General features: G+C 70.4%; 23 protein-coding genes and 2 pseudogenes. 11 read left to right on the top strand and 14 right to left on the bottom strand.

All coding sequences use genetic code 11. The features are described 5' to 3' along the window. Window positions 1–3: 3 nt before the first annotated feature. Window positions 4–1,035, bottom strand: a complete 1,032-nt coding sequence (locus QFZ67_RS11865) for an LLM class flavin-dependent oxidoreductase (protein WP_307661053.1) — start codon at window positions 1,033–1,035, stop codon at window positions 4–6. Window positions 1,036–1,247: 212 nt separating this feature from the next. Here QFZ67_RS11865 and QFZ67_RS11860 point away from each other — a divergent pair, with 212 nt between their 5' ends. After that, window positions 1,248–1,577 carry an ATP/GTP-binding protein gene (locus tag QFZ67_RS11860; protein WP_307661052.1) on the top strand — a complete coding sequence of 110 codons (330 nt, stop codon included), beginning with the start codon at window positions 1,248–1,250 and terminating at the stop codon, window positions 1,575–1,577. A gap of 40 nt (window positions 1,578–1,617) precedes the next feature. Here the strand turns inward: QFZ67_RS11860 and QFZ67_RS11855 are convergent, their stop codons facing one another. From QFZ67_RS11855 to mce, 7 genes are all read right to left on the bottom strand, one after another. Next, window positions 1,618–2,466, bottom strand: a complete 849-nt coding sequence (locus QFZ67_RS11855) for an ABC transporter permease subunit (RefSeq protein WP_307661051.1) — start codon at window positions 2,464–2,466, stop codon at window positions 1,618–1,620. After that, window positions 2,463–3,593, bottom strand: coding sequence for an ABC transporter ATP-binding protein (locus QFZ67_RS11850; RefSeq protein WP_307661050.1), 1,131 nt, complete (start codon window positions 3,591–3,593; stop codon window positions 2,463–2,465). Before QFZ67_RS11850 ends, QFZ67_RS11855 begins: the two co-directional genes overlap by 4 nt. 145 nt (window positions 3,594–3,738) lie before the next feature. Then, entirely contained in the window at window positions 3,739–4,518 is a 780-nt protein-coding gene (locus QFZ67_RS11845; RefSeq protein WP_307661049.1) for an ABC transporter permease, read from the bottom strand. Window positions 4,519–4,521: 3 nt separating this feature from the next. Continuing rightward, window positions 4,522–5,517 (bottom strand): ABC transporter ATP-binding protein, encoded by a 996-nt coding sequence (locus tag QFZ67_RS11840; RefSeq protein ID WP_307661047.1) that lies wholly within the window; start codon window positions 5,515–5,517, stop codon window positions 4,522–4,524. A 100-nt stretch (window positions 5,518–5,617) separates the two neighbouring features. Beyond that, entirely contained in the window at window positions 5,618–6,553 is a 936-nt protein-coding gene (locus QFZ67_RS11835) for a cellulose-binding protein (RefSeq protein ID WP_307661046.1), read from the bottom strand. 114 nt (window positions 6,554–6,667) lie between these two features. Then, window positions 6,668–10,615, bottom strand: a complete 3,948-nt coding sequence (gene scy / locus QFZ67_RS11830; protein ID WP_307661045.1) for a polarized growth protein Scy — start codon at window positions 10,613–10,615, stop codon at window positions 6,668–6,670. A 167-nt stretch (window positions 10,616–10,782) separates the two neighbouring features. After that, window positions 10,783–11,211: a methylmalonyl-CoA epimerase gene (gene mce, locus QFZ67_RS11825; RefSeq protein WP_215092821.1), complete on the bottom strand. Its 429-nt coding sequence runs from the start codon at window positions 11,209–11,211 to the stop codon at window positions 10,783–10,785. Between the two features lie 147 nt (window positions 11,212–11,358). On the opposite strand from mce, the gene QFZ67_RS11820 reads away from it, so the two are divergent. From QFZ67_RS11820 to QFZ67_RS11810, 3 genes and pseudogenes are all read left to right on the top strand, one after another. Beyond that, window positions 11,359–12,567, top strand: a complete 1,209-nt coding sequence (locus tag QFZ67_RS11820; RefSeq protein WP_307661044.1) for an acetyl-CoA C-acetyltransferase — start codon at window positions 11,359–11,361, stop codon at window positions 12,565–12,567. 10 nt (window positions 12,568–12,577) lie between these two features. After that, entirely contained in the window at window positions 12,578–13,534 is a 957-nt protein-coding gene (gene meaB, locus QFZ67_RS11815) for a methylmalonyl Co-A mutase-associated GTPase MeaB (RefSeq protein ID WP_307661043.1), read from the top strand. 109 nt (window positions 13,535–13,643) lie between these two features. Then, a pseudogene (locus QFZ67_RS11810) lies at window positions 13,644–14,469 on the top strand (sensor histidine kinase); the annotation flags it as partial. Between the two features lie 87 nt (window positions 14,470–14,556). Here QFZ67_RS11810 and QFZ67_RS11805 read toward each other — a convergent pair. The 4 genes from QFZ67_RS11805 to QFZ67_RS11790 all read right to left on the bottom strand — a co-directional run bounded on the left by QFZ67_RS11805 (window position 14,557) and on the right by QFZ67_RS11790 (window position 17,242). After that, the gene (locus tag QFZ67_RS11805) at window positions 14,557–15,033 is read right to left on the bottom strand and encodes a MarR family winged helix-turn-helix transcriptional regulator (protein WP_307661042.1); all 477 of its coding nucleotides are present in this window, start codon (window positions 15,031–15,033) and stop codon (window positions 14,557–14,559) included. Window positions 15,034–15,174: 141 nt separating this feature from the next. Then, the gene (locus QFZ67_RS11800; RefSeq protein ID WP_307661041.1) at window positions 15,175–15,957 is read right to left on the bottom strand and encodes an AIM24 family protein; all 783 of its coding nucleotides are present in this window, start codon (window positions 15,955–15,957) and stop codon (window positions 15,175–15,177) included. Then, complete coding sequence (locus QFZ67_RS11795) at window positions 15,954–16,604, bottom strand: AIM24 family protein (RefSeq protein WP_307661040.1); 651 nt, start codon at window positions 16,602–16,604, stop codon at window positions 15,954–15,956. The genes QFZ67_RS11800 and QFZ67_RS11795 overlap by 4 nt, the downstream gene beginning before the upstream one ends. Then, window positions 16,604–17,242: an AIM24 family protein gene (locus QFZ67_RS11790; RefSeq protein ID WP_307661039.1), complete on the bottom strand. Its 639-nt coding sequence runs from the start codon at window positions 17,240–17,242 to the stop codon at window positions 16,604–16,606. The genes QFZ67_RS11795 and QFZ67_RS11790 overlap by 1 nt, the downstream gene beginning before the upstream one ends. Window positions 17,243–17,433: 191 nt before the next feature. Here QFZ67_RS11790 and QFZ67_RS11785 point away from each other — a divergent pair, with 191 nt between their 5' ends. Together QFZ67_RS11785 and QFZ67_RS11780 are read left to right on the top strand one after the other, a co-directional pair. Then, the gene (locus QFZ67_RS11785) at window positions 17,434–17,778 is read left to right on the top strand and encodes a DUF3817 domain-containing protein (RefSeq protein ID WP_307661038.1); all 345 of its coding nucleotides are present in this window, start codon (window positions 17,434–17,436) and stop codon (window positions 17,776–17,778) included. Beyond that, window positions 17,775–18,068, top strand: coding sequence for an MTH1187 family thiamine-binding protein (locus QFZ67_RS11780; protein ID WP_307661037.1), 294 nt, complete (start codon window positions 17,775–17,777; stop codon window positions 18,066–18,068). The genes QFZ67_RS11785 and QFZ67_RS11780 overlap by 4 nt, the downstream gene beginning before the upstream one ends. Here the strand turns inward: QFZ67_RS11780 and QFZ67_RS11775 are convergent. Further along, window positions 18,065–19,060, bottom strand: coding sequence for a DUF5937 family protein (locus tag QFZ67_RS11775; protein ID WP_307661036.1), 996 nt, complete (start codon window positions 19,058–19,060; stop codon window positions 18,065–18,067). The genes QFZ67_RS11780 and QFZ67_RS11775 overlap by 4 nt on opposite strands. Before the next feature lie 430 nt (window positions 19,061–19,490). Here QFZ67_RS11775 and QFZ67_RS11770 point away from each other — a divergent pair. The 4 genes and pseudogenes from QFZ67_RS11770 (at window position 19,491) to QFZ67_RS11755 (ending at window position 23,406) form a co-directional block, all read left to right on the top strand. Next, window positions 19,491–20,682, top strand: a pseudogene (locus QFZ67_RS11770) (MFS transporter). A gap of 10 nt (window positions 20,683–20,692) precedes the next feature. Continuing rightward, a complete protein-coding gene (locus tag QFZ67_RS11765; RefSeq protein ID WP_307661035.1) occupies window positions 20,693–21,205 on the top strand; it encodes a MarR family winged helix-turn-helix transcriptional regulator in 513 nt (170 codons plus the stop codon). Window positions 21,206–21,293: 88 nt separating this feature from the next. After that, window positions 21,294–21,620, top strand: a complete 327-nt coding sequence (locus QFZ67_RS11760; protein WP_307661034.1) for a DUF3817 domain-containing protein — start codon at window positions 21,294–21,296, stop codon at window positions 21,618–21,620. 85 nt (window positions 21,621–21,705) lie between these two features. Then, window positions 21,706–23,406: a methylmalonyl-CoA mutase gene (locus QFZ67_RS11755; RefSeq protein WP_307661033.1), complete on the top strand. Its 1,701-nt coding sequence runs from the start codon at window positions 21,706–21,708 to the stop codon at window positions 23,404–23,406. Between the two features lie 91 nt (window positions 23,407–23,497). On the opposite strand, the gene QFZ67_RS11750 is transcribed toward QFZ67_RS11755, so the two are convergent. Then, a complete protein-coding gene (locus QFZ67_RS11750; protein ID WP_373430216.1) occupies window positions 23,498–24,145 on the bottom strand; it encodes a TetR/AcrR family transcriptional regulator in 648 nt (215 codons plus the stop codon). A gap of 218 nt (window positions 24,146–24,363) precedes the next feature. Between QFZ67_RS11750 and QFZ67_RS11745 the strand changes: the two genes are divergently transcribed. Continuing rightward, window positions 24,364–25,338, top strand: a complete 975-nt coding sequence (locus QFZ67_RS11745) for a tetratricopeptide repeat protein (protein WP_307661031.1) — start codon at window positions 24,364–24,366, stop codon at window positions 25,336–25,338. Window positions 25,339–25,963: the final 625 nt, after the last annotated feature.

Below are 25,963 nucleotides of genomic sequence, written 5' to 3'. Positions count from 1 at the left end.
GACTCAGCTCAGCAGCGGCAGGACCTCTGTGCCGAGGCGCCGCACATTCTCCTCGGTGGCGGCGAGATCGCCCGAGCCCTCGGCGAGCAGGGCGAAGCGTGTGATGCCAGTACGTTCCGCGGTGGCCGCGATGCGGTCCGCGGCGAGCCGCGGCGGGCCCACCGGGTGCAATTCGCAGAGCAGTTCTGTGTACGCCACGGGGTCCCGCATCGCGCGGCGCCGCCCGTCGACCGTCACATGGGCGTCCAGGCCCTGCTTGAGCCAGCCCGGCATCGCCTTGAGCAGCGTCTCGGAGGCATCGGCCCTGCGGTCCGCGATCTGGGCCACGCCGGCCGACACATGGCCCGCGCGCTCGACCTCCTCGGGCGGGCGGCCCGCGGCGAGCGCGTCCGTACGCCACCGGGCGACCATCTCCGCCTTCTCCTCGTCGTCGCAGTGCATCCCGAGCAGCATCGGCAGCCCGCGCTCGGCGGCGAGCTTCACGCTCTTCGGGGACGTACACGCGACGATCACCTCGGGGCCCTCGGGGGGACCGCCGATCAGCTCGTCCGGCCTTGGCACGACCGGGACTTCACGGAAGGTGAATCGGTCGCCCCGGGTGGCGACGCGGGGCTCGCGCAGCCAGCGCAGCAGCAGGTCCAGGGACTCCGGAAAGTCCTTTTCGTACGCATCGAGGCCCGTGCCGAAGACCTCCAGATCGACCCAGGGGCCGCCCCGCCCCACACCGAGGGAGAACCGCCCTCCGCTTGTGAGATGCAGCAGCGCCGTCTGCTCGCCCAGCGAGACGGGATGGGCGTTCGGCAGCACGCTCACGGCTGTGCCCACCCGGATCCGCCGGGTGCGGCCGAGCAGTAGCGCGGCGAGTGTCACGGCCGACGGGCACACGCCGTACGGTACGAAATGGTGCTCGGCGAGCCAGACCGAATCCAGCCCGGACTCCTCCGCGACCTCGGCGGACCGCACCGCACGGTGCAGCGCCTCCCCCTGCCCCTGGCCCGGGAATTGGGCCGCCAGTACGAAAGTTCCCACGCGCATCGCCTATTGCCTCCTTGCGGCCGACGCGTCACTCCCCCTACGGCAACAACGTCTGACACGTGCCAAAGGCACGGCCATTCGTGAAGTTGTTGCGATTTTCCGGTAACTGGCCCCTATGGGTGCCACGGTCTCACGCTGTGCGGTACGTGTACCCCGGACTGCGGCCCGTAGGCTGGATGGGAACTGTCCGGACTTGCCCCGTGAGGTGTCACGTGTCCCCGCGCCGCAACCGCCCCCGAGGCGGCGAGAAGCCCACCGAGCAGCCCGGCGAGCCGGGCGACAGGTACGGCGGCTTCGGCCGGAGCGAGTCCTGGCAGGGCGAGGAGTGGTCGGTCCGCCATGTCGCCGGCGCAAGTGCCGCCGGCAAGCGGTACCGCTGCCCCGGCTGCGACCAGGAGATCCCCTCGGGCGTCCCGCATGTGGTGGCCTGGCCGGAGCACGGCGGCATCGAGGACCGGCGGCACTGGCACAAGGCGTGCTGGAACGCGAAGGACCGCCGCACCACGCGGGTGCAGCGGTCCCGTAACGCGCCGAAGTACTGAGGCTCCAGGAGCCTCGCGTGCCTTTGGACGTCGCGTGCCTTTAGACGTCGCGCGCCTTGAGCGAGGCGTACGCGCCGGCCAGTGCCGCCGCCGTCACGCCCAGCATGATCCACAGCGGGTCCCAGCCGGCCGGACCCGACTCGGTCACGGCGGTGTCGTACAGCACGCCGATCTGGTTGGGGATCGAGTACTCGAAAAGGGCCTGCTGCAGATCCCGCAGCGACTCCGAGAACATGAACATGGCCAGCACCAGCGGCAGCAGCACGACGCCGATCATGACCGTGATCGCGCCCGCCGAGTGGCGGATCAGGGTGCCGACGGCGAGCGAGAGCAGGCCGAGGGTCGCGACGTAGAGGGCGATGCCGATCGTCGCGCGGAACCAGTCCTCGCCGGTGGACGAGCCCTGGTCCACGATCGCGGTCTGCAGGGCGCCCACGATCGCGGTGATCACCGTGGTGAGGATGAAGACGAGCAGGAAGAAGACGATCGCCTTGGCGGTCAGCACGCGGGCGCGGCTGGGGCAGGCGGTCAGCGTGGTCCTGATCATCCCCGTGCCGTACTCGGAGGCGATGGTCAGCACGCCCAGCGTGATCACGCAGATGGAGCCGAGCAGTACGCCGAAGAAGCCGAGGGAGAGGACCGACTGATCCTGGAGATCGGCGTCGGCGGCGGAGACGGCGACCGCGGAGAGAGCGCCGATGCCGACCATCAGCACGATCATGACGCCGAGCGTCCACATCGTGGAGCGTACGGAACGGATCTTGGTCCACTCGGAGGCGAGGGCGTCGCCAAGGTGGGCGTCGCGCACCGGGATCGGCGAGGAGTACACGGCGCCGGGCGCGCCCTGCTGCTGGTAGGGCGCCTGCTGCTGCTGGTAGGGGGTGGTCATCGGGCGTCCTCGGGCTTGGTCAGGTCGGCGGCGGCCGGGGGCACGGGCGGAGCGTCGGCGGGCGCGACAGGAGCCGCGCCGGCGTACGGGTTCTGGCCGGGCTGGGGCGGCGGTGGGGCGTACCAGCCCTGCTGCGGCACCTCGGGGATCTGCTGCTGCGGCGGGAGATAGCCCATCGGCGGCTGCTGCATCAGGCCCGACTTCTGGTCGGCGGTCGAGCGGTAGTCGACCGCGCCCTGCGTCATCCGCATGTACGCCTCCTCCAGCGAGGCCTGGTGCGGCGACAGCTCCCACAGCCGGACGTCCGCGGAGTGCGCCAGATCGCTGATCTGCGGCAGCGGCAGCCCGGTGACCCGCAGCGCGCCGTCCGGCTCCGGCATGACCTGACCGCCGGCCTCGGTGAGCGCGGCGGACAGCTTCTCGCGCTGCTGCGGTTCGGTCTGCGGCGTACGCACCCGGGCGAAGTCCGCGGAGTTGTGCGAGATGAAGTCCTTGACGCTCATGTCCGAGAGCAGCTGGCCACGGCCGATCACGATCAAGTGGTCGGCGGTGAGCGCCATTTCGCTCATCAGGTGCGAGGAGACGAAGACCGTACGGCCTTCGGCGGCAAGCTGCTTCATCAGATTGCGGACCCAGAGGATGCCTTCCGGGTCCAGGCCGTTGACCGGCTCGTCGAACAGCAGCACCTGCGGGTCGCCGAGGAGCGCCGCTGCGATACCGAGCCGCTGCCCCATACCGAGTGAGAAGCCCTTGGAGCGCTTCTTGGCGACTTCCTGAAGCCCGACGACACCGAGCACCTCGTCGACCCGGCGGGCCGGGATACCGGAGAGCTGCGCCAGCGAAAGCAGGTGATTTCGCGCGCTGCGGCCGCCGTGTACCGCCTTGGCGTCGAGCAGGGCACCGACCTGTCGGGGCGCGTTCGGCAACTGCCGGAAGGGGCGGCCGCCGATGGTCACATGACCCTCGGTCGGCTGGTCGAGCCCGAGGATCATCCGCATCGTCGTCGACTTGCCGGCGCCGTTGGGGCCGAGGAACCCGGTGACGGCGCCGGGCCGTACCTGGAAGGAAAGGTTGTACACGGCCGTCTTCGCGCCATAGCGCTTCGTCAGGCCGACTGCCTCGATCATTCTCCAGCCCCATCGACATTCGGGTCGTCGGGGCCCAGGCCGTCCGGCCGTACGCCCCCGTAAGAGTTAGGAGGATATCCGGGCCTTGACGGTTCCGGCCAAGCCGTAACGCTACGGTTTCGGCCGCGTCGAGTCGCCGCCGTCCCTAGGCGTCCCGCTTCTTGAGCACCAGATAGCCGCCGAGTAGCGCAACCGCCACCCAGATCACCATGATCCCGAGCCCGCCCCACGGCCCGTACGGCGCCTTGTCGCTGCCCATCGCGTCCGGGACCACCTGCATGATCTTGGATCCGGCCTGGTCGGGGAAGTAACGCGCGACCGTCTTCGCCTTCGGTACGGACGCGAGGATCTGCGAGACCAGGAAGAAGAACGGCATCAGGATGCCGAGCGAGAGCATCGAGCTGCGCAGCATCGTCGCCACGCCCATCGAGAACAGCGCAATCAGGCCCATGTACAGGCCGCCGCCGACCACCGCGCGCAGGACGTTGTCCGCGCCGATCGTCGTACGGTGCTCGCCCAGCAGCGCCTGGCCGAGGAAGAAGGCGAGAAAGCTGGTCGCCATCCCGACGACCAGCGCCAGCACCGCGGCCACCGCGATCTTGCTGAAGATGAAGGTGGCGCGCTGGGGTACGGCGGCGAGCGAGGTACGGATCATGCCCGAGCTGTACTCCGTGCCGACCACCAGCACCCCGAAGACCACCATCGCCAGCTGGCCCAGGATCATCCCGGAGAAGCTGATGAAGGTCGGGTCGAAGGTGAGCTGCTCCTGGGGCGACAGATCGTCGAACGTCGCCTTCAGCAGCGCGCTGAGCGCTGCGCCCATAGCGACGGTGACGACCAGCGCGCTCACCAGCGTCCAGGTGGTCGAGGAAACGGTACGGATCTTGGTCCACTCGGACTGGAGGACGGCGGGTACCGAGGCCATGGGTCAGGCTCCCTTGCTGCGCTGGTAGCTCTGGCCCCACTGGGGACCCGGTGGGGCCGCCGGCGGGGGCCCCACCGGGGGCGCCGCCTCACCCGTCGAATGCGCGTGGTACTCCACCGCTCCCGCCGTCATCTGCATGAACGCCTCCTCCAGCGAGGCGCGCTGCGCGCTCAGTTCATGCAGGACGAGCTGGTGCCGGGCGGCCAGCTCACCGATCGCCTCGGTGGTGGCACCGTCGATCTCCAGCGTGCCGTTGCCCGACTCGACCGCCGTGAAGCCCGATTCGTGCAGCACATCGCGCAGGCGCTCCGGCTGCGGGGAGCGCAGCCGTACATAACTCCGGGAGTTCTCGTGGATGAAGTCGGCCATCGATGTATCGGCCAGAAGTCGCCCCTGTCCGATCACGATCAAGTGGTCGGCTGTGAGCGCCATTTCACTCATCAGATGCGAGGAGACGAAGATCGTGCGTCCTTCCGATGCAAGAGTCTTCATCAAATTGCGGATCCAGTGAATTCCTTCGGGATCAAGACCGTTGACCGGCTCGTCGAACATCAGGATCTCCGGATCGCCCAGCAGAGCCGACGCGATGCCCAGCCGCTGTCCCATACCGAGCGAGAAGCCCTTGGGCTTCTTCCTCGCCACCGACGTCAGCCCGACGACGTCCAGGACCTCGGCGACCCGCGAGGCGGGGATGCGGTTCGACTGGGCGAGACAGAGCAGGTTGTTGTACGCGCTCCGCCCGCCGTGCATCGCCTTCGCGTCCAGCAGCGCGCCGATGTACTTCAGTGGCTCCTCGAGATCGCGGTAGTGCTTGCCGTCGATCCGCACCGTTCCGCTGGTCGGGTTGTCGAGATCGAGCATCATCCGCATCGTCGTGGACTTGCCCGCGCCGTTCGGGCCGAGGAAGCCGGTCACCACACCCGGCCTGACCTGAAACGAGAGATGGTCGACCGCGGTCGTGGTGCCGAAGCGCTTCGTCAGGCCCTCGAGCTCGATCATGCGGCCACGCTAAGTGCGCGCAAAGCCCCCCGCCACTGGAGTGACAGGGGGCTTTGCGCATTCTTGACTTACACGACGGACCCCGCGAACGGGGACATACTCAGCGGGTCTGCTGAGCCGGGACGCCGCGGGAGATCGGCTCGTCGTCGGGGGTGCCGGCCGCGGCCACCGCCGCACCGGTCAGCGTGGCCAGCATCTCGCGGACGTTGGTCAGCTGCGCGTTGATCGAGTCGCGGCGGTTGGTGAGCGCCGCCAGCTCGCGCTCCGATTCGCTGCGGATCCGGTCGGCCTTGGCGTTCGCGTCGGCCACGATGTCCTCGGCCTGGCGCTGCGCGGTCTCCACCGTCTGACGGGCCCGGCGCTCCGCGTCCGTACGCAGCTTCTCGGCCTCCAGGCGCAGCTGCTCGGCGCGGTGCTCGATCTCCGCCAGGCGCTTCTCCGCCTTCGCCTGACGCGAAGCCAGGTCCCGCTCGGACTGCTCGCGGCGCTTGGCGAGGTTCGTCTCGAAGTCCGCGGCGGCCTGGGCGGCCTTGGCGCGGGTCTCCTCGAAGAGCGCGTCGGCCTCCTCGCGCTTGGACTGCGCGTCCTTCTGCGCCTCGCTGCGCAGTGTAGAGGCTTCGCTCTTCGCCTTCTCGACGATACGGACGCCCTCGTCCTCGGCCTTCGCCTTGCGCTCGGCCGCGAACGACTCGGCGTCGTTGCGCACCTGCTGGGCGGCGGACTCGGCGAGCTCACGGTGCTGCTCGGCCGCGCGACGGGCCTCCTCGCGCAGGTCCTTCGCCTCCTCCTCGGCGAGGCGGAGGATTTTCTCGACGCGTGCACCGAGACCGGCGTACGACGGCTCCGCGTCGCTGACCTGGGCCTGGGCGTTCTGCGTCTCGAGGTGGAGTTCCTCGATGCGCTTTTCCAGAGAGGTGATTCGGGCCAGAGCACTATCACGGTCGGCGACGAGTTTGGTAATGCGGTCGTCCACCTGACCGCGGTCGTAACCACGCCGCACGAGCTCGAAGCCGAAGGGGGAGGAAGTGTCGCTCATGGGGTTCCTGTCGAATGAGACCGGTGAGGTGATAGGGGGAATCCTAGGGGCCGAAGCGGCGTGTCATCGAGCGGATGACCGTTTGATCTGGAGAATGTCCAGCCTTTTGAGTGGCTAGCCGTCGGACGACTTGCCACTCGAACGTGTAACCCCTGCTGTCGCGCCCGCTCTGACGGCACCTGCGGCGGAGCCGCTGGTGGATGCAGCCTTGGTGCCCCCTGACGGAGCCTCGAATGACTCCAACGCTTCAAGCACGTCCTGGACACGGGAAATCTCCGCCTGAATGTCCTCGCGCCGGCGCACCAGCACATCCAGCTCGCGCCGGCCCTCGGTGACCAGCCGCTCGGCCTCGGCCTCGGCCTCCGCCTTGACCCGCTCGGCCTCGCGGACCAGCTCGGCCTTCTTCTGCTCGGCCTCCTTGAGGAGCCCCTCCGCCTTGCGCACCGCGGCGATGCGGACCTTACTGGCCTCCGAATTGGCATCGGACACCAGCTCCTTGGCCTTCGCCTCGGCCTCGGCCCGCTGTTCCTCGGCGGCCTTCACCAGATGATCGACCCGCTCGCCGGCCGTCTTCATCTGTTCGGCCGTCTCCCGGCGGGCGCGCTCGTGCAGCTCCTCGATCTCGGCCTCGACACGGGTACGCAGCTCCTCGCCGCGCTCCCTTATGGCGGTGGCGTCCCGGCGCGCGCCGACCAGCAGCTCGTCCGCGTCCGTGCGGGCCTTCTCCACCAGGGAGTTGCCCTCCACGGTGCCCTCGGAGACCAGCCGCTCGGCCTCGTTGCGGGCCGCGCCGACCATGGTGTCGGCCTGCTCCTCGGCCTCGGTGGCCGCGCGCAGCGCCTCCTCCTGGGCCTTGTTGATGAGCTGGTCGGCCTGCTCGGCGGCGTCCGCACGACGCTTGGCCGCCGCCTCGCGCGCCTCGTCGAGCGCACGGTCGGCCTCTTCGCGGGCCTTCGCAAGCATCTGCTCGGCCGCCGCCTCGGCGTCCGCCTTGACCTTCTGCGCCTCGGACTTGATGCGTTCGGCGGCCTGCTGGGCCGAGCCCACCGTCTCCGCCGCCTCGGCGCGCAGCCTCTCGGCCTCGCCGCTCGCCTCGGAGATCAGCTGGTCGGCCTGGGCCGCGGCGTCGGCACGGCGCTTGTCGGCGGCCTGGCGCGCCTCGTCCAGGATCTGCTCGCCGTCCGCGCGGATCGCGGCATGCAGCCGCTCGGCCTCGGCCTCGGCCTCCGCCTTGACCTGCTCGGCGCCGGACAGGGCCTCGGCCGCCTCCCTGCGCAGCCGCTCGTTCTCGCTCGACGCCTCGCCGATGAGCCGGTCGGCCTGGGCGGCGGCGTCCGAGCGGATGCGGTTGGCGTCCTCGCGGGCCTCGGCGCGGGCGCGCGAAGCGTCGTGCTCGGCCGAGGCGAGCGCGTCCGTCGCTTCCGTACGCATCCGCTGCGCGTACTCGGCGGTGTCGGCGCGCAGCCGGTCCGACTCGGTGATCGCCTCCCCGACGGTCCGCTCCGCGAGCGCATTGGCCGCGTCGGTCTCCTCCTGGGCCCTGGCCCGCAGCCGGCTCGCGTCCTCCGCTGCCCGCTCCCGCTCGGCATACGCGTCGGCGCGGACCCGGTCCGCCTCCTCCTGCGCTTCGGTCCTGGTGCGGTCGGCAGCGTGCTCGGCGGCCGAGCGCAGCCCGGCGATCTCCTGCTCGGCCTGCTCCTGGAGGCCGTTGACCGAGTCCCGTACCTGCTGGGCGGTCTGCTCGGCGGCGGAAACCATTTCGGTGGCGCGGCGGTCGGCCTCCTCGACCAGCCGCTGTGCCTCGGTCTGCGCCTCCTCGACCCGCTTGCGGGCGGAGGCCAGCAGCTCCTCGCTCTGCTCGCGGGCCAGCTCGCGTTCCTGATCCGCCTCGCCACGCGCGGAGTCGAGGATCTCCTCGGCCTCCCGGCGGCGGCGGTTCGCCTCCTCCTGCGCGGCGGCCAGCGCCTCGGCGGCCTCGGCGCCCACGCGTTCGGCGGCGGCCGCGGCCTCCGCGCGCAGCCGGTCGGCGCTGTCCTGCGCCTCGTTCTTGAGCCGCTCCGCCTCGTTGGCCGCGTCGCTGCGCAGCCGTACCGCGACGTTCTCCGCCTCGACGCGGGTGGTCGACGCGTCCGACGCGGCCTCGGTACGCAGCCGCTCGGCCTCGTGCTCGGCCTGCGCCTGGAGCGTACGGATCCGCTCGGCGGCCTCGGCGCGCTGCCGCTCGGTCTCCTCGGCGGCCTCGCGGCGGATCCGCTCGGCCTCGCCGCGGGAGTCGGCGAGGTTCTGCTCGGCGGCGGCGAGGCGGGACTCGGCCTCGGTGTGCAGCCGGGTCAGCTCCTCGGCGGCCTCGGCCTGGCGTGCCGCGATGCCGAGCTCGGCCTCCTCGCGCAGTACGGCCGCGGCCTGCTCGGCCGCGGACTTGACGCTCTCCGCCTGCTCCTCGGCATCCGCGCGCAGCCGCTCGGCCTCGGCGCGGGTGCGCTCCAGGGTCTCCTCGGCCTGCTTGCGCAGGGTGGTGGCGCGCTCGATCGCCTCGGTGCGGACCCGCTCGCTGTCGCTGCTCGCCGTGGCGCGCATCTCGTCGGCGTCGGCCCGCGCCTTGGTCAGCAGCTCCTCGGCGGTACTGGCCGCCTCCTCGATCTGCTGGACGGCCTCCCGGCGGGCCTCGCCGCGGATCCGCTCACCCTCGGCGACCGCCTCGGCGCGCAGCTGCTCGGCCTCGCCGCGCAGCCGGCGCGCCTCCTCCTGCAGCTCGACGGTCTTGGCGCGGTACTCCTTGGTGTCGTCCTTGGCCGCGCCCTTGAGCTGATCGGCCTGCTCGGCGGCCTCGCCGCGCAGCCGGTCCGCCTCCGCCTCGGCCTCGCGGCGGATCCGCTCGGCCTCCTCGCTCGCCGCGCGCGTGGTGGCCTGGGCGTCGTCGGAGGCCTTGGTCAGGACCTCCTCGGCGGTACGGGCAGCCTTGGCGAGCTGCGCCGCGGAGTCCTCGGCCGCGACCGTACGGGCCTTCTCCCCCGCGGCCGCGACCAGCTTCTCGGCCTCGGCCCGGGCGTCGGCGACCGCCTGCTCGGCCTCCGCCTTGAGCGCCTCGGACTCCTTGGTGGCCTCGCTGACCAGCCGGGCGATCTCGGCCTTGGCGGTACGGGTGCGCTGCTCGTTGACCGACTCGGCGGACGCCAGCTGCTTGGCCGCCGACTCCTTGGCCTCGGTCAGGAGCTTCTCGGACTCTGCGCGGGCCTCGCGCAGCTTCTCCTCGGCCTCCTGGATCCGCTGCTCGGCGGTGCGGCTCAACTCGGCGGCCTGCTGGCGGGCCTGGTCCGACTCGGCGGTGGTGGAGGAGCGCAGCTGCTCGGCGTGGCTGGTGGCCTCCTGCGCCTGGTTGGAGGCGGCGTTCAGCAGGCGTTCGGCGTCCTTGCGGGCGCGCAGCAGGATTGCCTCGGCCTCCGACCGGGCGGACTCCGCCTCGGAGCCGAGCCGCTGACGGGCCTCCTCGGCGACCCTGGCGGCCTCCGCGCGGGCGGCGGCCAGGGACTGCTCGGCCTCGGCGCGGGACTCGTCGAGGAGCCGGCGGGCCTGTGCCTCGGTGCGGGCACGGAGTTGCTCGGCCCAGGCGACGTTCTCGTTGACGTGCGTCTCGACGGTCTGGCGGCGCTCGGCCAGCTCCTGGTCCAGGCGCTGGCGGCGCTGGACCGCCTCGGAGTGCAGCTCGGCCTGGAGGCGGGCCTGGTGCTCGGCGTGCTCCTGGAGGATGCGCTGGGTCTGTGCGCGGACCTCACGCAGCTCGCGCTCGGCGTCGGAGCGCAGCTGGTCGGCCTGGATCTGGGCGTTACGGAGCAGCTGCTCGGCCTGGTAGCCGATGTCGGCGCTGTCGTAGGCAGGACGGGAGGCGAGGTTGCGGCGCGCCTCGTGGAGCTTGGCGCGCAAGACCTCGACCTGGTAACCGAGGTCCTCGGCGTGCTGGACGGCCTTCTCCCGCTCGGTCTTCAGCCGGTCCATCTCGGCTTCGAACCGCGAGAGGTGGTCGTCGTCAGCTCGGTGGCTCTCCTGGCGTTCGTAGCCCCGCACTGCGCGGTCCCATCCGTCCCCTGGTCGCAACTTTCTCCGTACGAGCACCGTTCGCCGGCGAACGGCCCCCCGGGGAATGGTGACAGATCCAACGGAGGGGACGCGGCGCGGCCCCGACCCGGCCCCGGCCCGGAATCGCCCACTCTACCGGGCCGGGAATCCGGAGGTCAGTGCTCGGTTGCAGAGGTGACGAGTTCGGTGAGAACGCCGTGGCAGTCCTTGGGGTGGAGAAAAGTGATACGGGAGCCCATGGAGCCGATACGTGGCTCGTCGTAGAGAACACGCACACCCTTGTCCCGGATCGACTGTGCGTCACCGTCCACGTCCGCGGTGCCGAAGGCGATGTGGTGGACCCCCTCACCGTTCTTGGCCAGCCACTTTCCGACCGCGGAGTCCTCACGGGTCGGCTCCAGGAGCTGGAGGTAGGAGGCGCCGCCGTCGGACGTCTCATTGATCTTGAGCATGGCTTCGCGTACGCCCTGCTCCTCGTTGATCTCGGTGTGGAACACCTCGAAGCCGTATGTGGCCCGGTAGAACTCGACAGTCTTGTCGAGGTCGAAGCAGGCGATTCCGATGTGGTCGATTCGCGTCAGCATTCCCCCAGTGCAGCGCCCCGGACCGTGGTTACGCAACGTGCGCGCGATCACACTGGCTGCCCGGTGACCGCAGCACGTACCGCTCAGTACATTTGAGGTAAACCCTCGTTCACTCCTCAGCTTCGCGCTGGAAGGGGATCGTGCCTCATGTCAGGAACGACCGGTAACACCTCAGTGATCGTCGCGGGCGCCCGTACGCCCATGGGACGCCTGCTCGGCTCGCTCAAATCCTTCTCCGGCGCCGATCTCGGCGGCTTCGCCATCAAGGCGGCGCTGGACCGGGCGGGCATCGGCGGTGACCAGGTGCAGTACGTGATCATGGGCCAGGTGCTGCAGGCCGGGGCAGGGCAGATCCCGGCGCGCCAGGCCGCGGTCAAGGCGGGCATCCCGATGAGCGTGCCCGCGCTCACCGTCAACAAGGTCTGTCTCTCCGGGCTGGACGCCATCGCGCTGGCCGACCAGCTGATCCGTGCCGGTGAGTTCGACGTGATCGTCGCAGGCGGCCAGGAGTCCATGACCAACGCGCCGCATCTGCTGCCGAAGTCACGCGAAGGGGTCAAGTACGGCGCGATCGAGATGCTCGACTCGATGGCGTACGACGGCCTCACCGACTCCTTCGAGGGCATCGCCATGGGCGAGTCCACCGAGAACCACAACAAGCGCCTCGGCATCGGCCGGCGCGAGCAGGACGAGATCGCGGCGCTCTCGCACCAGCGGGCCGCGGCCGCGCAGAAGAACGGCATCTTCGAGGCCGAGATCACGCCGATCGAGGTCCCCCAGCGCAAGGGCGACCCGGTCGTCTGCACCAAGGACGAGGGCATCCGCCCCGAGACCACGGCCGACACGCTCAGCAAGCTGCGGCCCTCGTTCGCCAAGGACGGCACGATCACGGCGGGTTCGTCGTCGCCGATCTCGGACGGCGCGGCGGCGGTCGTGGTGATGAGCAAGGCGAAGGCGGAGGAGCTCGGCCTTCAGTGGATCGCGGAGGTCGGCGCGCACGGCAATGTGGCGGGCCCGGACAACTCCCTGCACTCGCAGCCGTCGAACGCGATCCGCAACGCGATCGGCAAGGAGGGCATCGGCGTCGAGGACCTCGACCTCATCGAGATCAACGAGGCGTTCGGCTCGGTCCTGGTGCAGTCAATGAAGGACCTCGGGGTGTCCCCGGAAAAGGTGAATGTAAACGGCGGCGCGATCGCACTCGGACACCCGATCGGCATGTCCGGCGCGCGGGTGGTGCTCCACCTGGCGCTGGAGCTGAAGCGGCGCGGCGGCGGCGTGGGTGCGGCGGCGCTGTGCGGTGGCGGCGGGCAGGGCGACGCGCTGATCGTGCGTGTCCCGGGCAACGGCAAGTAGGAGCAGTCACATGGTGGACGTCCCCCAACTGGTTGCCCAGGCGAGGGAGGGCCGGCCGCGGGCCGTGGCCCGGCTGATCTCACTCGTCGAGGGGGCGTCCCCGCAGCTGCGCGAAGTGATGGCGGCGCTGGCTCCGCTGACCGGCGGGGCGTACGTGATCGGCCTGACCGGATCGCCGGGTGTCGGCAAGTCGACATCCACGTCGGCGCTGGTGACGGCGTACCGGCGGGCCGGGAAGCGGGTCGGCGTCCTGGCCGTCGACCCGTCCTCGCCCTTCTCGGGCGGAGCTCTGCTCGGCGACCGGGTGCGGATGTCGGAGCACGCGTCCGACCCGGGCGTCTACATCCGCTCGATGGCCACGCGCGGGCATCTGGGCGGCCTCGCCTGGGCCGCGCCGCAGGCGATCCGCGTCCTGGACGCGGCCGGCTGCGACGTGATCCTGGTGGAGACGGTGGGCGTCGGCCAGTCCGAGGTCGAGATCGCGGCCCAGGCGGACACGTCGGTCGTCCTTCTCGCGCCCGGGATGGGCGACGGCATCCAGGCGGCGAAGGCGGGCATCCTCGAGATCGGCGATGTGTACGTCGTCAACAAGGCGGACCGGGACGGGGCGGACGCGACGGCCCGCGAGCTGAACCACATGCTGGGGCTGGGCGAGTCCCGCGGCCCCGGCGACTGGCGCCCGCCGATCGTCAAGACGGTCGCGGCTCGGGGCGAGGGCATCGACGAGGTGGTCGAGGCGCTGGAGAAGCACCGCGCATGGATGGAGGAGCACGGCGTGCTCCTCGACCGCCGGGCCCGCCGCGCGGCGGGCGAGGTGGAGACGATCGCGGTGACGGCGCTGCGGGAACGGATCGCGGACCTGCACGGGGACCGGCGGCTTGGGTCGCTGGCGGAGCGGATCGTGGCGGGGGAGCTGGATCCGTACACGGCGGCGGACGAGCTGGTGGCGGGCCTGACGGAGGGCTGAGGCGACGGGGTTCGCAGGCCCCCGGTGCCTCCCGAGGCCGGCTGCGAGCCTCGGCCTCGGCGGCAGCTACCCCAGGTCAGTCGTCGGAGCCCTCGTCGTGGTCGTCCTTGTCGGCTCGGTGACGTGGCTGGTGACCCGGCGGGCGCTGAAGCCCGTCGAGGGCATCAGGAGCGAGATGGCGGCGATCACCGCGTCCGAGGACCTCTCCCGGCGCGTCCCGGAGCCCGGCTCGCGCTACGAAGTGGCGCGGCTGGCCCGTACGACCAATGAGACGCCGGCCGCGCTCGAAGCGTCGGTGGAGCGGCAGCGGCGCTTCGTCGCGGACGCCTCGCACGAGCTGCGCAGCCCCATCGCCTCGCTGCGGACCCAGCTCGAAGTGGGCGCGTCCCAACCGGAGTTGTCGGCTGTCCCGGGCGCGGTGGCGGACACCGTACGACTGCAGCAGCTCGCGGGAGATCTGCTGCTGGCCCGCCTCGACGCGGGGGAGCGGCCGGGGCAGTCCCGGCTCGACCTTGCCGCACTGGTCCGCGAGGAGGCCTCACAACGATCCGGGGACCGCATCCCGGTGACGGTCACCGCGGCCGGCGGTCTCGAAGTGACGGGCTCGCGCGGCCAGTTGGCGCGCGTGCCGGGCCATCTGCTGGACAACGCGCAGCGCCACGCCCGTACTTTGGTCACCGCATCGGTGCGCAGGGACGGCGACAGCGTGGTGCTGGCGTTCCGACGACGGCACGGGTGTGCCGGAGCCGGAACGGGAGCCGGTCTTCGAGCGCTTCGTACGCCTCGACGACGCCCGCACCCGGGACGACGGCGGTGCGGGGCTGGGTCTGGCGATCGCCCGAGACGTCGCCCAGCGCCACGGTGGCACGCTCACGGTGAGCCAGGGCCCGCCGGGCGGCGCGCTGTTCGAACTCCGGCTCCCCGCAGTCGTGTGAGCTGCCTCTGGGCGGCGCGCTGTTCGGGCTGCGCGGACCCGCTGCCTGACGGACCCGCTGCCTGACGGACCGGCCTCCTGCCGTCGCCTACTGCTTGCCGCGCCGCCCGCGCAGATGCTCGGCCACCGGCGACAGCGACTCCCGCAGGTCCGCCAGCGCCTCCGGCGTCAGCAGATCGATGAAGTGCTTGCGTACGGACGCGACATGATGCGGCGCGACCTTCTGCATCGTCTCCATGCCCTGCTCGGTCAGCACCGCGTACAGCCCGCGCCGGTCCGACTCGCAGTTCTCTCTGCGGACCAGTCCTGCGTTCTCCATGCGGGTGATCTGGTGGGAGAGCCGGCTCTTGGACTGCAGCGTCGCCGCGGCGAGGTCACTCATCCGCAACCGCCGCTCCGCCGACTCGGAGAGGTTGACCAGGATCTCGTAGTCGTTGTTGGTCAGGCCGAACGGCTGGAGGTCCTTCTCGAGCTGGTGCATCAGCAGTCTGCTGACGTCCAGGTGGGTGCGCCAGGCGCACTGCTCGTCATCGGTCAGCCAGCGGGTGGCCGTCTCGGTCTCCATATATGGATTCTACCTAAGAAGTTGAAAGACGGACGAAGTCGGGGGGTGTGACGCCTGGCACCCAGCGCGCGAGGAGCTGCACGAGAAGCGATCCGCGCACAAGGGTGCAGGCGTTCGACGTCACACTCCGCAGACTACCGCTCACAGGCCGAAGCGACGCTGGAGGTCCCCCAGCTGACCCGGAAGCCGGGGCGTGGACCCGTGTTGACCTGGGGCTCCTGCTCCAGCGTGACCGCCCGGGACGCCCGCCTGCTGCGGCACCGCGCCCGTCGCCGTCTCCGCCATCAGCGCCTCGGTCGACTGCAGCAGCACCGTTCCGGCGCCGACGAACTCGAACTGGTGCTCCTCGCCCGAGGCTCCGCCGATCCCCGTCATCGCCCGGAGGCCGCCCATCACGCCCGTCATATAGCTGTGGTCGTAGTGGTGGCACGGGGAGGGGCAGTCCGCCCAGCCCACCAGCGCCTGCGGATCCACCCGGATCGGCGGCTCCATGAAGACCACCGGACCATTGGACGCGGCCACGAACTTCCCCGTGCCGATCAGCGTCAGGAAGCCCGGCACGATCGACTGCTTCAGCGCCAGGGTCGGCTGGTACGCCAGCAGATTCCCGGACCGGATCGTCAGATTCCCCTCGTCCAGTTCGTACGAGTTCACATCGAAGGCACGGTCGGCGAGCAGCATCTTGCCGCTGCCTTCCGCCACCACCCAGTCGCTCGCGTGCAGCGGCGAGTGGAACGACGTGCGCAGCAGCCGGTCGAGCCGGCCGTGGCCGATGCCGTTGAAGTCGATGCGCCCGTAGTAGGCGATCATCTTCCCCTTCTGCAGGAACCACTGGCTGCTCTTGAGCTCCACGCAGAAGGTGTACGGATTGACGTTGTCGTCGCTCGGCAGCGTCATCGGGTCGAAGACCACAGGACCGGTCACAGCTTCTCCTCCGAGGCCTGTACGTACACCGCGCCACTGCCGCTCAGCTCCAGCTGGAACGCCTCGCCCGAGCCGCGCCCCACCATGTCGCGCCAACCCAGCGCGGTGGAGAGCTTGTTGCGTACGTCACCGTGGTGCGCGACGTACGCCTGCGGGTCCACATGGACCGCGCGCCCCGGCGTGATCGGCAGCTCGATCACACCGCCGTGTGCCATAACCGCCACCGCGCCATGGCCCTTGAGCGTGGTTGTGAAGAGCCCCTGGCCGGTCACCTGGCCGCGCACCATGCCCATGACCCCGCCCTGCGAGCCCATGAACATCGTGCCCTGCTGCAAGGTCCCGTCGAAGGCGAGCAGCCGGTCCGCCTCGACGTACAGGGTGTCGCCGGTCAGCTGGATCACCTGGATGTGATGGCCGCCGTGGCCGAACATCACCGTGCCGCTGCCCTCGACCGTCATCAGCGGCGTCGCCTCATTGGCCACCCGCCGCCCGATCATCGACGCAAGGCCGCCCTGGCCGCCCTGGATGTTCGGCGTGAACGAAACCTCGCCCTTGTACGCGAGCATTGCCCCGCGCTGGCTGAACATCTTCTGGCCGGGCACGACCGTCGCCTCGACCATCCTGGAGTTGATCTCGCGGAACGGCATCAGACGTCGCCCCCGATGGTGTTGCGCTCGCTGGGCTGTACGTAGACGAGTCCGTCGCCCTCGAAGCGGATCTGGAAGGCCTCGCCGCCGCCCTCGCCCAGGATGGTCCTGAAGGTCACGCCGGACTGGAAGTCCTGCCGCAGATTGCCCTGGTGCGCGATGTACGCGCCGGGATCGACGGACAGCGGGTACTGGGGCGTCACCCGCAGCACCACGGCAGCGCCGTCAGACATGATCGCCGCCTGGCCGGTGCCCTCGACGGTGGTGGTGAACAGGCCATTGCCGCTCGCCCCGCCGCGCAGCCCGGTGAAGGTCGTCCCGGTGCGCAGCCCGGCGTCGGTGCAGAGCAGATTGCTCGCCTCGACATAGAGCTTGTCGCCGTGCAGGTTCACCAGATTGATCTCGGACGCGCGATCGGCGAAGTAGCAGGTGCCCTGCCCCTTCACTTCCATCACGGTCATCTGCTCGCCGGTGATGCGGCGGGTCACCATCCCTCGGATGCCCTCACCGCCGCCGGACAACTTCTTGAAGGCCATCTGGCCGTCGTAGGCGACCATCGAGCCGTTTTTCGCTTTGACGGCGTCGCCGGTCATGTCGACGGCGAGCACCTTGCTGCCTTGGAGTCGGAACGTTGCCACGCAGTGACGTTAGCCGGTGGTTCCGCCCCGGAACAGGTCCTCAGGGAGGATCCCGACCCTGACACTGCGTCTCTCCGGGGACACCCCGGACTCCGCCGGGCGATGTGGGCTGCCACAATGGACCGGGCGCTTGTGCATGCGTTCACAAGAACCCCTGCAAGATAAGTCCGACTCCCACCGAAGGTGCCCTCGTGGACATCAAGACCGCCTCGTCCCTCCATCGCCTCCGCCTGGTCTCCGCGCCGGAGGCCGTCTCCTTCCTCCTGCTGCTCGTCTGCTCGGTGCTCAAGCGCACGACGGAGTTCAACGCGGTCCCGGTCATGGGCGCGATCCACGGCGTGCTCTTCATCCTGTACGTGCTCTTCTGGCTGGACGCCTGGAACCGCACCAAGTGGAACGCGAAGACCGCCGCCCTCTACTTCGTGCTCTCCGTCCTCCCCTTCGGCGGCTTCGTCGCCGAGCGCAAGCTGAAGCGCGCGGCCGACGACGAGGTCATCGCCGCCCGCGCCCGCCGCGAGGGCAAGGTCGACGCATGATCGTCGCCTTCTCCGTCACTCCGCTGGGCGTCGGCGAGGACGTCGGCGAGTACGTCGCCGACGCCGTGCGCGTCGTCCGCGAGTCCGGTCTGCCCAACCGTACGGACGCGATGTTCACCTCGATCGAGGGTGACTGGGACGAGGTGATGGACGTGGTCAAACGCGCCGTCGCCGCGGTCGAGGCCCGCGCCCCGCGCGTCTCCGTCGTCCTCAAGGCCGACATCAGACAGGGCGTCACCGACGGTCTCAGCTCCAAGGTCGAGACCGTGGAACGGCATCTCTCCGCCTAAACCGGAACAGTGGGCTGCGACACCGCCAGCGCGATCCCCAGCGGCGTCCGCTCGTACAGCACCTGATGGCCATGGCGGCGCGAGGTCAGCAGGCCCGCATCGCGCAGTACGGACAGATGCGCCGATACGGATGAGGGGGCGAGGCCGAGCCGGTGCGCGAGGGTGGTGGTCGTGCCCGGCTCGTCGAGCACGGCCAGCACGGCGGCGCGCTTGGCGCCGAGCAGCCGGGTGAGCGCCTCGGGGGTGCGGCCGGCGGGCTCGGTCCACAGGACGCCGATGCCGCGGGCCGGGTAGGCGATGGTGGGCTGCCACGGCGGCTCGAAGCCGGTCACCACATCCGGCCAGCAGAAGACGCTGGGCAGCAGCATCAGGCCCTGGCCGCCGAGTTCGCGCACATGCTCGCTCCGGCCGGACAGGGTCAGGGTGCGGTCGGCCCAGCTGAGCCGTGGATGCAGCTCGGCGAACAGCCCCTCCAGGCCGGCCTGCGCCAACCGCCCCGAATGGAACGCCACATCGGCCTCGAGCAGCGCGCGCAGCCGGGGCCACTCGGGCTCGATGAGCGCGTGCCAGGCCTGCTCCATCGCATCGGCCAACTCCCGCACGGCCCGCACGGGATCGGCGAGCAACGCGCGCCCCTGCGGGCTGTCGAGAGCCCCCGGGGTGTCGGAGAGCGCCCACGCCATGTCGTGCCGCGCCGCCTCGGGGTCCACGGCGCGTACGGCGGCGATCTCCTCGTCGAACGAGGCGGTGGGCCCGATCGGCGGCGGCCCGAGAAAGTCAGGGGTGTGCCCGCGGCGCGGCATGAGCAGCCACAGAGAGCTGAGGTCGAGCCCGAGAGCCGCCTGCCGGATCCGCCGCAGCCAGGGGAGGTGGTAGCCGTGCCGTTCGGGGCGCTTGAGGGTGCGTACGGCGTCCTGGGTCTCCCAGAGCGGAGACACGGCGAACCGGATGCGCAGGAGGTCGGCCTCGCCGAAGTGCATGTACGACGGCATGGCCCTGGCGCCCTCCGGAAGATTCGGCGTGTGCCGAAAGTCTACGGCCGGGCGTGACGGGCTCAGCAGGCTGTCGGCCATGCCAGAAGAGAAGTTCACGGGCCCCGCCCGGCCTGGTGTGGACGGCGTGCCGGCGCCTGCTGCGGGCCTGGGCTCCGCCCGGCCGACGGGCGGCGTGACGCCGTCGGGGCCGGGAGCCGGCGCGCCCGACGGGCGCGATGCGCCCGCGCCCGCTGTCGGCCGGGGCTCCGTGCCCGCTGTCGGCCGGGGCTCCGTGCCCGCCGTCGGCCAGGGCCCCGCGCCCGCCCTGACGACGGACGGCCCCCCGCCGAAGCAGCGTCGCGCCGACGAGGGCGGTCGGGCCGGGTCCCGCCGGTACCGGGATGTCTTCGAAGTACGCGAGTTCAGGGCCGTCTTCGGTGCGCACCTCATGTCGTTGCTCGGCGTCGTCGTCAGCGAGATCGCGCTCACCGTGCTCGTCTACCGGCTCACCGGGTCGCCCATGCTCAGCGCGCTCACCTTCGCCCTCGGGTTTCTGCCCTACCTCCTCGGCGGGACCCTGCTCGCCGGCGTCGCCGACAAGTACCCCGCCCGCCGGGTGCTCGTCGTGTGCGATCTCCTCTGTGCCGGGTGCGCCGCCGTCATGGTGCTGCCCGTGACGCCCGTCGCCGCCCTGCTCGTGCTGCGCTGCTTCATCGCCGCCATCTCGCCCGTGTTCAACGGCACCCGCATGGCGACACTCGCCGACATCCTGGGGGAGGGCGACCTGTTCGTCCTCGGCCGGTCGCTGCTGCGCATCGTCTCGCAGAGCGCCGTGCTCACCGGGTTCGGACTCGGCGGGCTGCTGCTCGCCGTCGTCGCCCCGCGCGGCGCGCTCGCCATCACCGTGTGCGCCTTCCTCGGCTCGGCGCTGCTGCTCCGATTCGGCACGAAGCGGCGTCCCGCCCGCAGCCGCGACAGCGGCGCCCTGCTCCGCTCCTCCCTCTCCGGCGCACGGCAGATCCTCGCCAACCGCCGACTCCGCGTGCTGATGCTGCTGTTCTGGGCGCCGCCCATGTTCAGCGTGGCGCCCGAGGCCCTCGCCGCCCCGTACGCGGACGAGATCGGCATCGGCTCCGCGGGCCTCGGCCTCCTGATGTGTGCGCTGCCGGTCGGCACGATCGCCGGAGAGCTGTACGCCGGATCCGCGCTCGGCCCCGCCGCCCGCTCCCGCATCGTCCTGCCGCTCGCCGCCACCACCCTGCTGCCGCTGACCGTCTTCGCCGTCACCCCCGGCCTCGGCTGGGCGCTGCTCGCGCTCACGCTGGCCGGCGCGGGATCCGCGTACACCCTGGGTCTCGACCAGTGGCTCATCGAGGAGATCCCCGAGGAACTGCGCGGCAGGGCGATGACCCTGCTGACCGCCGGGCTGATGACGATCCAGGGCGTCGGCATGGCGCTGGCCGGAGTCGCCGCGGAGTTCCTCCAGGTGAGCACCGTCGTCGCGGGTGCCGGCGCCATCGGCACGCTCTGCTGTCTGCTGCTCGTCGCGGAGACCAGGCGGATAGAAGGGCGGACCCGGGGCGGCAGAAGGGCGGACCGAAGGGCGAGACGGGGCTGACCGCCATATGACCAGTCGGTAGGGTCGGTGCCGTGCCGAAGCCGCTCAGCCTCCCCTTCGACCCCATCGCCCGAGCCGACGAGCTCTGGCAGCAGCGATGGGGACCCGTGCCCTCGATGTCCGCGATCACTTCGATCATGCGCGCGCACCAGATCCTGCTCGCCGAGGTCGACGCCGTCGTCAAACCGTACGGACTGACCTTCGCGCGCTACGAGGCGCTGGTGCTGCTCACCTTCTCCAAGGCCGGCGAGCTGCCGATGTCCAAGATCGGCGAGCGGCTGATGGTCCACCCGACCTCGGTGACGAACACCGTGGACCGGCTGGTGAGGTCCGGTCTGGTCGACAAGCGGCCCAATCCGAACGACGGGCGCGGCACACTCGCCTCCATCACCGAGAAAGGCCGGGAAGTCGTGGAAGCGGCCACCCGCGATCTCATGGAGATGGACTTCGGGCTCGGTGCTTACGACGCCGAGGAGTGCGCGGAGATCTTCGCGATGCTCCGCCCGCTGCGCGTCGCCGTTCGGGATTTCGAGGACGCGGGCTGAGATAGGCCCGTACGGCGTAACCCCAGGTCCGGACGATCGCACGCTCCCCGGGGCCGTGGGGATTATCCGGGCCGTTACGCTCGTATGCATGAAACAAAGCGTGCTGTCCCGTTACCGGGTGATGGCGTACGTCACCGCCGTCTGGCTGCTGGTCTTCACCGCGGCGATCATCCTGAAGTACGCCTTCAAGGTCGGCGACACCATGCTGATCTCGCAGGTCCACGGTGTGCTGTTCATCATCTACGTGATCTTCGCCTTCGATCTCGGCTCCAAGGCGAAGTGGCCGTTCGGCAAGCTGCTCTGGGTGCTGGCCGCCGGCTGCATCCCGGTGGCCTCCTTCTTCGTCGAGCCGAAGATCACCCGCGAGGTCCGTCCGCTGGTCACGGACGGCGACGCGGCGACCGCCGAGGCGTAACCCTCCCGGATCCACCTGAGCCCCGTACGCATGTGCGGGGCTTCAGCCATCGACATTTACTAGGACGTCCTAGTAAATTCAAGGTATGGACGCTGACTCCATCGAGGAAGGCCGCCGACGCTGGCAGGCCCGTTACGACAAGGCCCGCAAGCGGGACGCGGACTTCTCCACGCTCTCCGGGGACCCGGTCGAGCCCGTGTACGGGCCCAGGCCCGGGGACACCTACGACGGCTTCGAGCGGATCGGCTGGCCGGGGGAGTACCCCTTCACCCGCGGCCTGTACCCGACCGGCTACCGCGGCCGCACCTGGACCATCCGCCAGTTCGCGGGCTTCGGCAATGCCGAGCAGACCAACGAGCGCTACAAGATGATCCTGGCCAACGGCGGCGGCGGGCTCTCCGTCGCCTTCGACATGCCGACCCTGATGGGCCGTGACTCCGACGACCCGCGCTCGCTCGGCGAGGTCGGCCACTGCGGCGTGGCCATCGACTCCGCCGCCGACATGGAGGTCCTGTTCAAGGACATCCCGCTCGGTGACGTCACGACGTCCATGACGATCTCCGGGCCCGCTGTCCCGGTCTTCTGCATGTACCTGGTCGCCGCCGAGCGCCAGGGCGTCGACCCGGCCGTGCTCAACGGCACACTGCAGACCGACATCTTCAAGGAGTACATCGCGCAGAAGGAGTGGCTCTTCCAGCCCGAGCCGCATCTGCGTCTGATCGGCGACCTGATGGAGCACTGCGCGCAGGGCATCCCCGCGTACAAGCCGCTCTCGGTCTCCGGCTACCACATCCGCGAGGCGGGCGCGACGGCCGCGCAGGAGCTCGCGTACACGCTCGCTGACGGCTTCGGCTACGTCGAGCTGGGGCTGAGCCGCGGCCTGGACGTGGACACCTTCGCGCCCGGCCTGTCCTTCTTCTTCGACGCGCACCTCGACTTCTTCGAGGAGATCGCCAAGTTCCGCGCGGCACGCCGGATCTGGGCGCGCTGGATGAAGGAGGTGTACGGCGCGAAGACCGACAAGGCGCAGTGGCTGCGCTTCCACACCCAGACCGCGGGTGTCTCGCTCACCGCCCAGCAGCCGTACAACAACGTCGTACGCACCGCGGTCGAGGCGCTCTCCGCGATCCTCGGCGGCACCAACTCCCTGCACACCAACGCCCTGGACGAGACCCTCGCCCTGCCCAGCGAGCAGGCCGCGGAGATCGCGCTGCGTACGCAGCAGGTGCTGATGGAGGAGACCGGCGTCGCCAACGTCGCCGATCCACTGGGCGGCTCCTGGTTCGTCGAGCAGCTCACCGACCGTATCGAGGCCGACGCCGAGAAGATCTTCGACCAGATCAAGGAGCGCGGCCGTCGGGCGCACCCGGACGGGCAGCACCCGATCGGCCCGGTCACCTCCGGCATCCTGCGCGGCATCGAGGACGGCTGGTTCACCGGCGAGATCGCGGAGTCGGCCTTCCGCTACCAGCAGTCCCTGGAGAAGGGCGACAAGCGGGTCGTCGGCGTCAACGTCCACCACGGCTCGGTCACCGGCGACCTGGAGATCCTGCGGGTCAGCCACGAGGTCGAGCGCGAGCAGGTACGCGTCCTGGCGGACCGCAAGACCGGCCGTGACGACGCGCGCGTACGGTCCTCGCTGGACAAGATGCTGGCCGCGGCCCGGGACGGCTCGAACATGATCGAGCCGATGCTGGAGGCGGTCCGCGCCGAGGCCACGCTGGGCGAGATCTGCGATGCGCTGCGGGACGAGTGGGGGACGTACACCGAGCCGCCCGGCTTCTGACGTTCCGTACGGCCTGTACGCCGGCCCGGTCCGCACGCGTGCGGACCGGGCCGGCGGCCCTTCCGACGGCCCTTCTGCCGGCGCTTTGTGTTCAGCCCTGCAGCGAGGCCAGCCCCGACACCAGCAGCGCTGTGAAGCTGCGCGCCCACGCCTCGTCCACCGGCTCCGCGCTGACCAGCGCCCGGTGCACCACCGCTCCCGCGATCACATCGAAGATCAGGTCCGCGCTGCGGGCCGCCGCTTCCGCGTCCTCCTCGTGCGGCAGTTCGCCGCGGGCCTGCGCGCGTGCCCGGCCCTCAAGCACCAGCCGCTTCTGCCGGTCGACGATCGCCGAGCGGATCCGCACGCGCAGGGCGTCGTCCCGCGTCGACTCCGCGACCACCGCCATCAGCGAGGTCTTCGCCTCGGGCCGGGCGAGCAGCGAGGCGAACTGCAGCACCACGCCCTCCACATCGGCGGTCAGGCTTCCGCGGTCGGGGAGTTCGAGCTCGTCGAAGAGGACCGCGACGGCGTCGACGACAAGCTCGTTCTTGTTCGCCCAGCGGCGGTAGAGGGTGGTCTTGGCGACCCCCGCGCGGGTGGCCACGTCCCCCATCGTCAGCTTCGACCAGCCCAGCTCGACCAGCGCAGCTCGAGTCGCCTCGAGGATCGCGGCGTCGGCCTCGACGCTGCGGGGGCGTCCCGTACGACCCGTACGTGTGGTTTTGGGGCGGGCGTGGCTGCACATGACGGCGACCATACCGGCGGGTAGGCGATCCGCTGTGATCCAGTTCACCGGGGAATCTCACACGCGGCGAGGCTTTCGGAGTTACGCTACGACTCGTAGCGAAAGCCTTGACCGGCTCGAGCGACGACCACTGGCGCCGGGTGGGGACCCGGTGCCGAACATTTTCGCCAGTGCGGCGGTCTCTTGGCCGTCCTTTTCACATGCGCGCGCGGAGGGGGGAGGATGTACTCATGCAGCCTAGGAACATGTCCATGAGCGGCGTCGTCGACCTCGCCGCTGTGAAGGCGGCCAGTGAGGCCAAGGTAAAGGCGGAGCAGGCCCGCGCCCAGGCCGCCCGCGAGGGCGGCGGCGGTGCCGTATCCCCTTCGAGTCTTGTGATCGACGTCGATGAGGCGGGCTTCGAGCGCGACGTCCTCCAGCGCTCCACCGAAGTCCCGGTCGTCATCGACTTCTGGGCCGAGTGGTGCGAGCCGTGCAAGCAGCTCAGCCCGCTGCTGGAGCGACTGGCGCAGGAGTACAGCGGCCGGTTCGTACTGGCCAAGATCGACGTCGATGCCAACCAGATGCTGATGCAGCAGTTCGGGATCCAGGGCATCCCGGCCGTCTTCGCGGTGGTGGCCGGCCAGGCCCTTCCGCTCTTCCAGGGCGCGGCCCCGGAGGCCCAGATCCGCCAGACGCTGGACCAGCTGATCCAGGTCGCCGAGGAGCGCTTCGGCCTCACCGGCATCACGGTCAGCCCGGACGAGGCGGGCGTCGAGGCTTCGGCCGCACCCGTCGTGCCCGAGGGTCCGTACGACGCCCTGGTGGAAGCGGCCGTACAGGCGCTGGACGCGGGCGACTTCGGCGGCGCGGTCCAGGCGTACAAGAACGTGCTGTCCGACGACCCCGGCAACACCGAGGCGAAGCTGGGCCTGGCCCAGGCCGAACTGCTCGCCCGCGTACAGGACCTGGACCCGCAGAAGGTGCGCCAGGAAGCGGCCGACAATCCGGCCGATGTACAGGCCCAGATCGCGGCGGCCGACCTGGATCTGGTCGGTGGTCATGTCGAGGACGCCTTCGGCCGACTGGTCGAGACGGTGCGCCGCACGACGGGCGAGGACCGCGACGCGGCACGGGTGCGGCTCCTCGAACTCTTCGAGGTGGTCGGCCCGGAGGACCCGAGGGTGACGGCGGCGCGCTCGGCGCTGGCGCGAGTGCTGTTCTGAGCCATGTTTGAAAGGCCTGTCCTGAACGCTCCATTCCGGCAGGTCTGACGGGTTTGCGGCGGCGGCGCCGGTGAAGCGCCGCCGCCGTTTTGGCGACACAGTGACAAAACGCGACTGCGCTTTACCAAAACTTGGCAAACGCAGGCTCTGTTACTCGCAGTAAATCAAGCCTCTTGTTCTGTCCGCTTATTGGCGGCAATACACCCTTCTGGCGCACCACTGTGTGGCACCCTGTGTGGCCACCCGACGTCAGGCCGTCGTGGCGTGGTTATCAGGCCGTTACTAGTGAGTAACGAACCCCCTTGTGCCCCGGCCTGGAATGGACCAACATCGGCGACGCTCGGTCCAATACCGCACCAGCTCGGCCCCCAGCCGAGCCGCGGAACCTTGGGTCCCCACCGGGTCGGCCGGCGGCAGTGGCGCCGGTCGCGGACAGGGGGGTTCCTGCCGAACGGCAGGGCCTGTCCGGCAGGTTGTGCGTGATGCGTCAGGCGCGACCAGTGGTTGTCGCTCGGGGGTGATCGCCGGTGTTTCGGACGCAGCACGCGCCTGAAGAACGGGCGCTCTCCTTTCCGAGGACGTAGCACTTCTCCCATCCCAGGACGGACCCACGGTCCGGACCGGA

Origin of the sequence: Streptomyces sp. V1I1 (genome assembly GCF_030817355.1) — a bacterium.
Classification (GTDB): domain Bacteria; phylum Actinomycetota; class Actinomycetes; order Streptomycetales; family Streptomycetaceae; genus Streptomyces.
The sequence above is the reverse complement of the archived record's forward strand: the minus strand, read 5'-3'. Positions and strand labels throughout refer to the sequence as shown.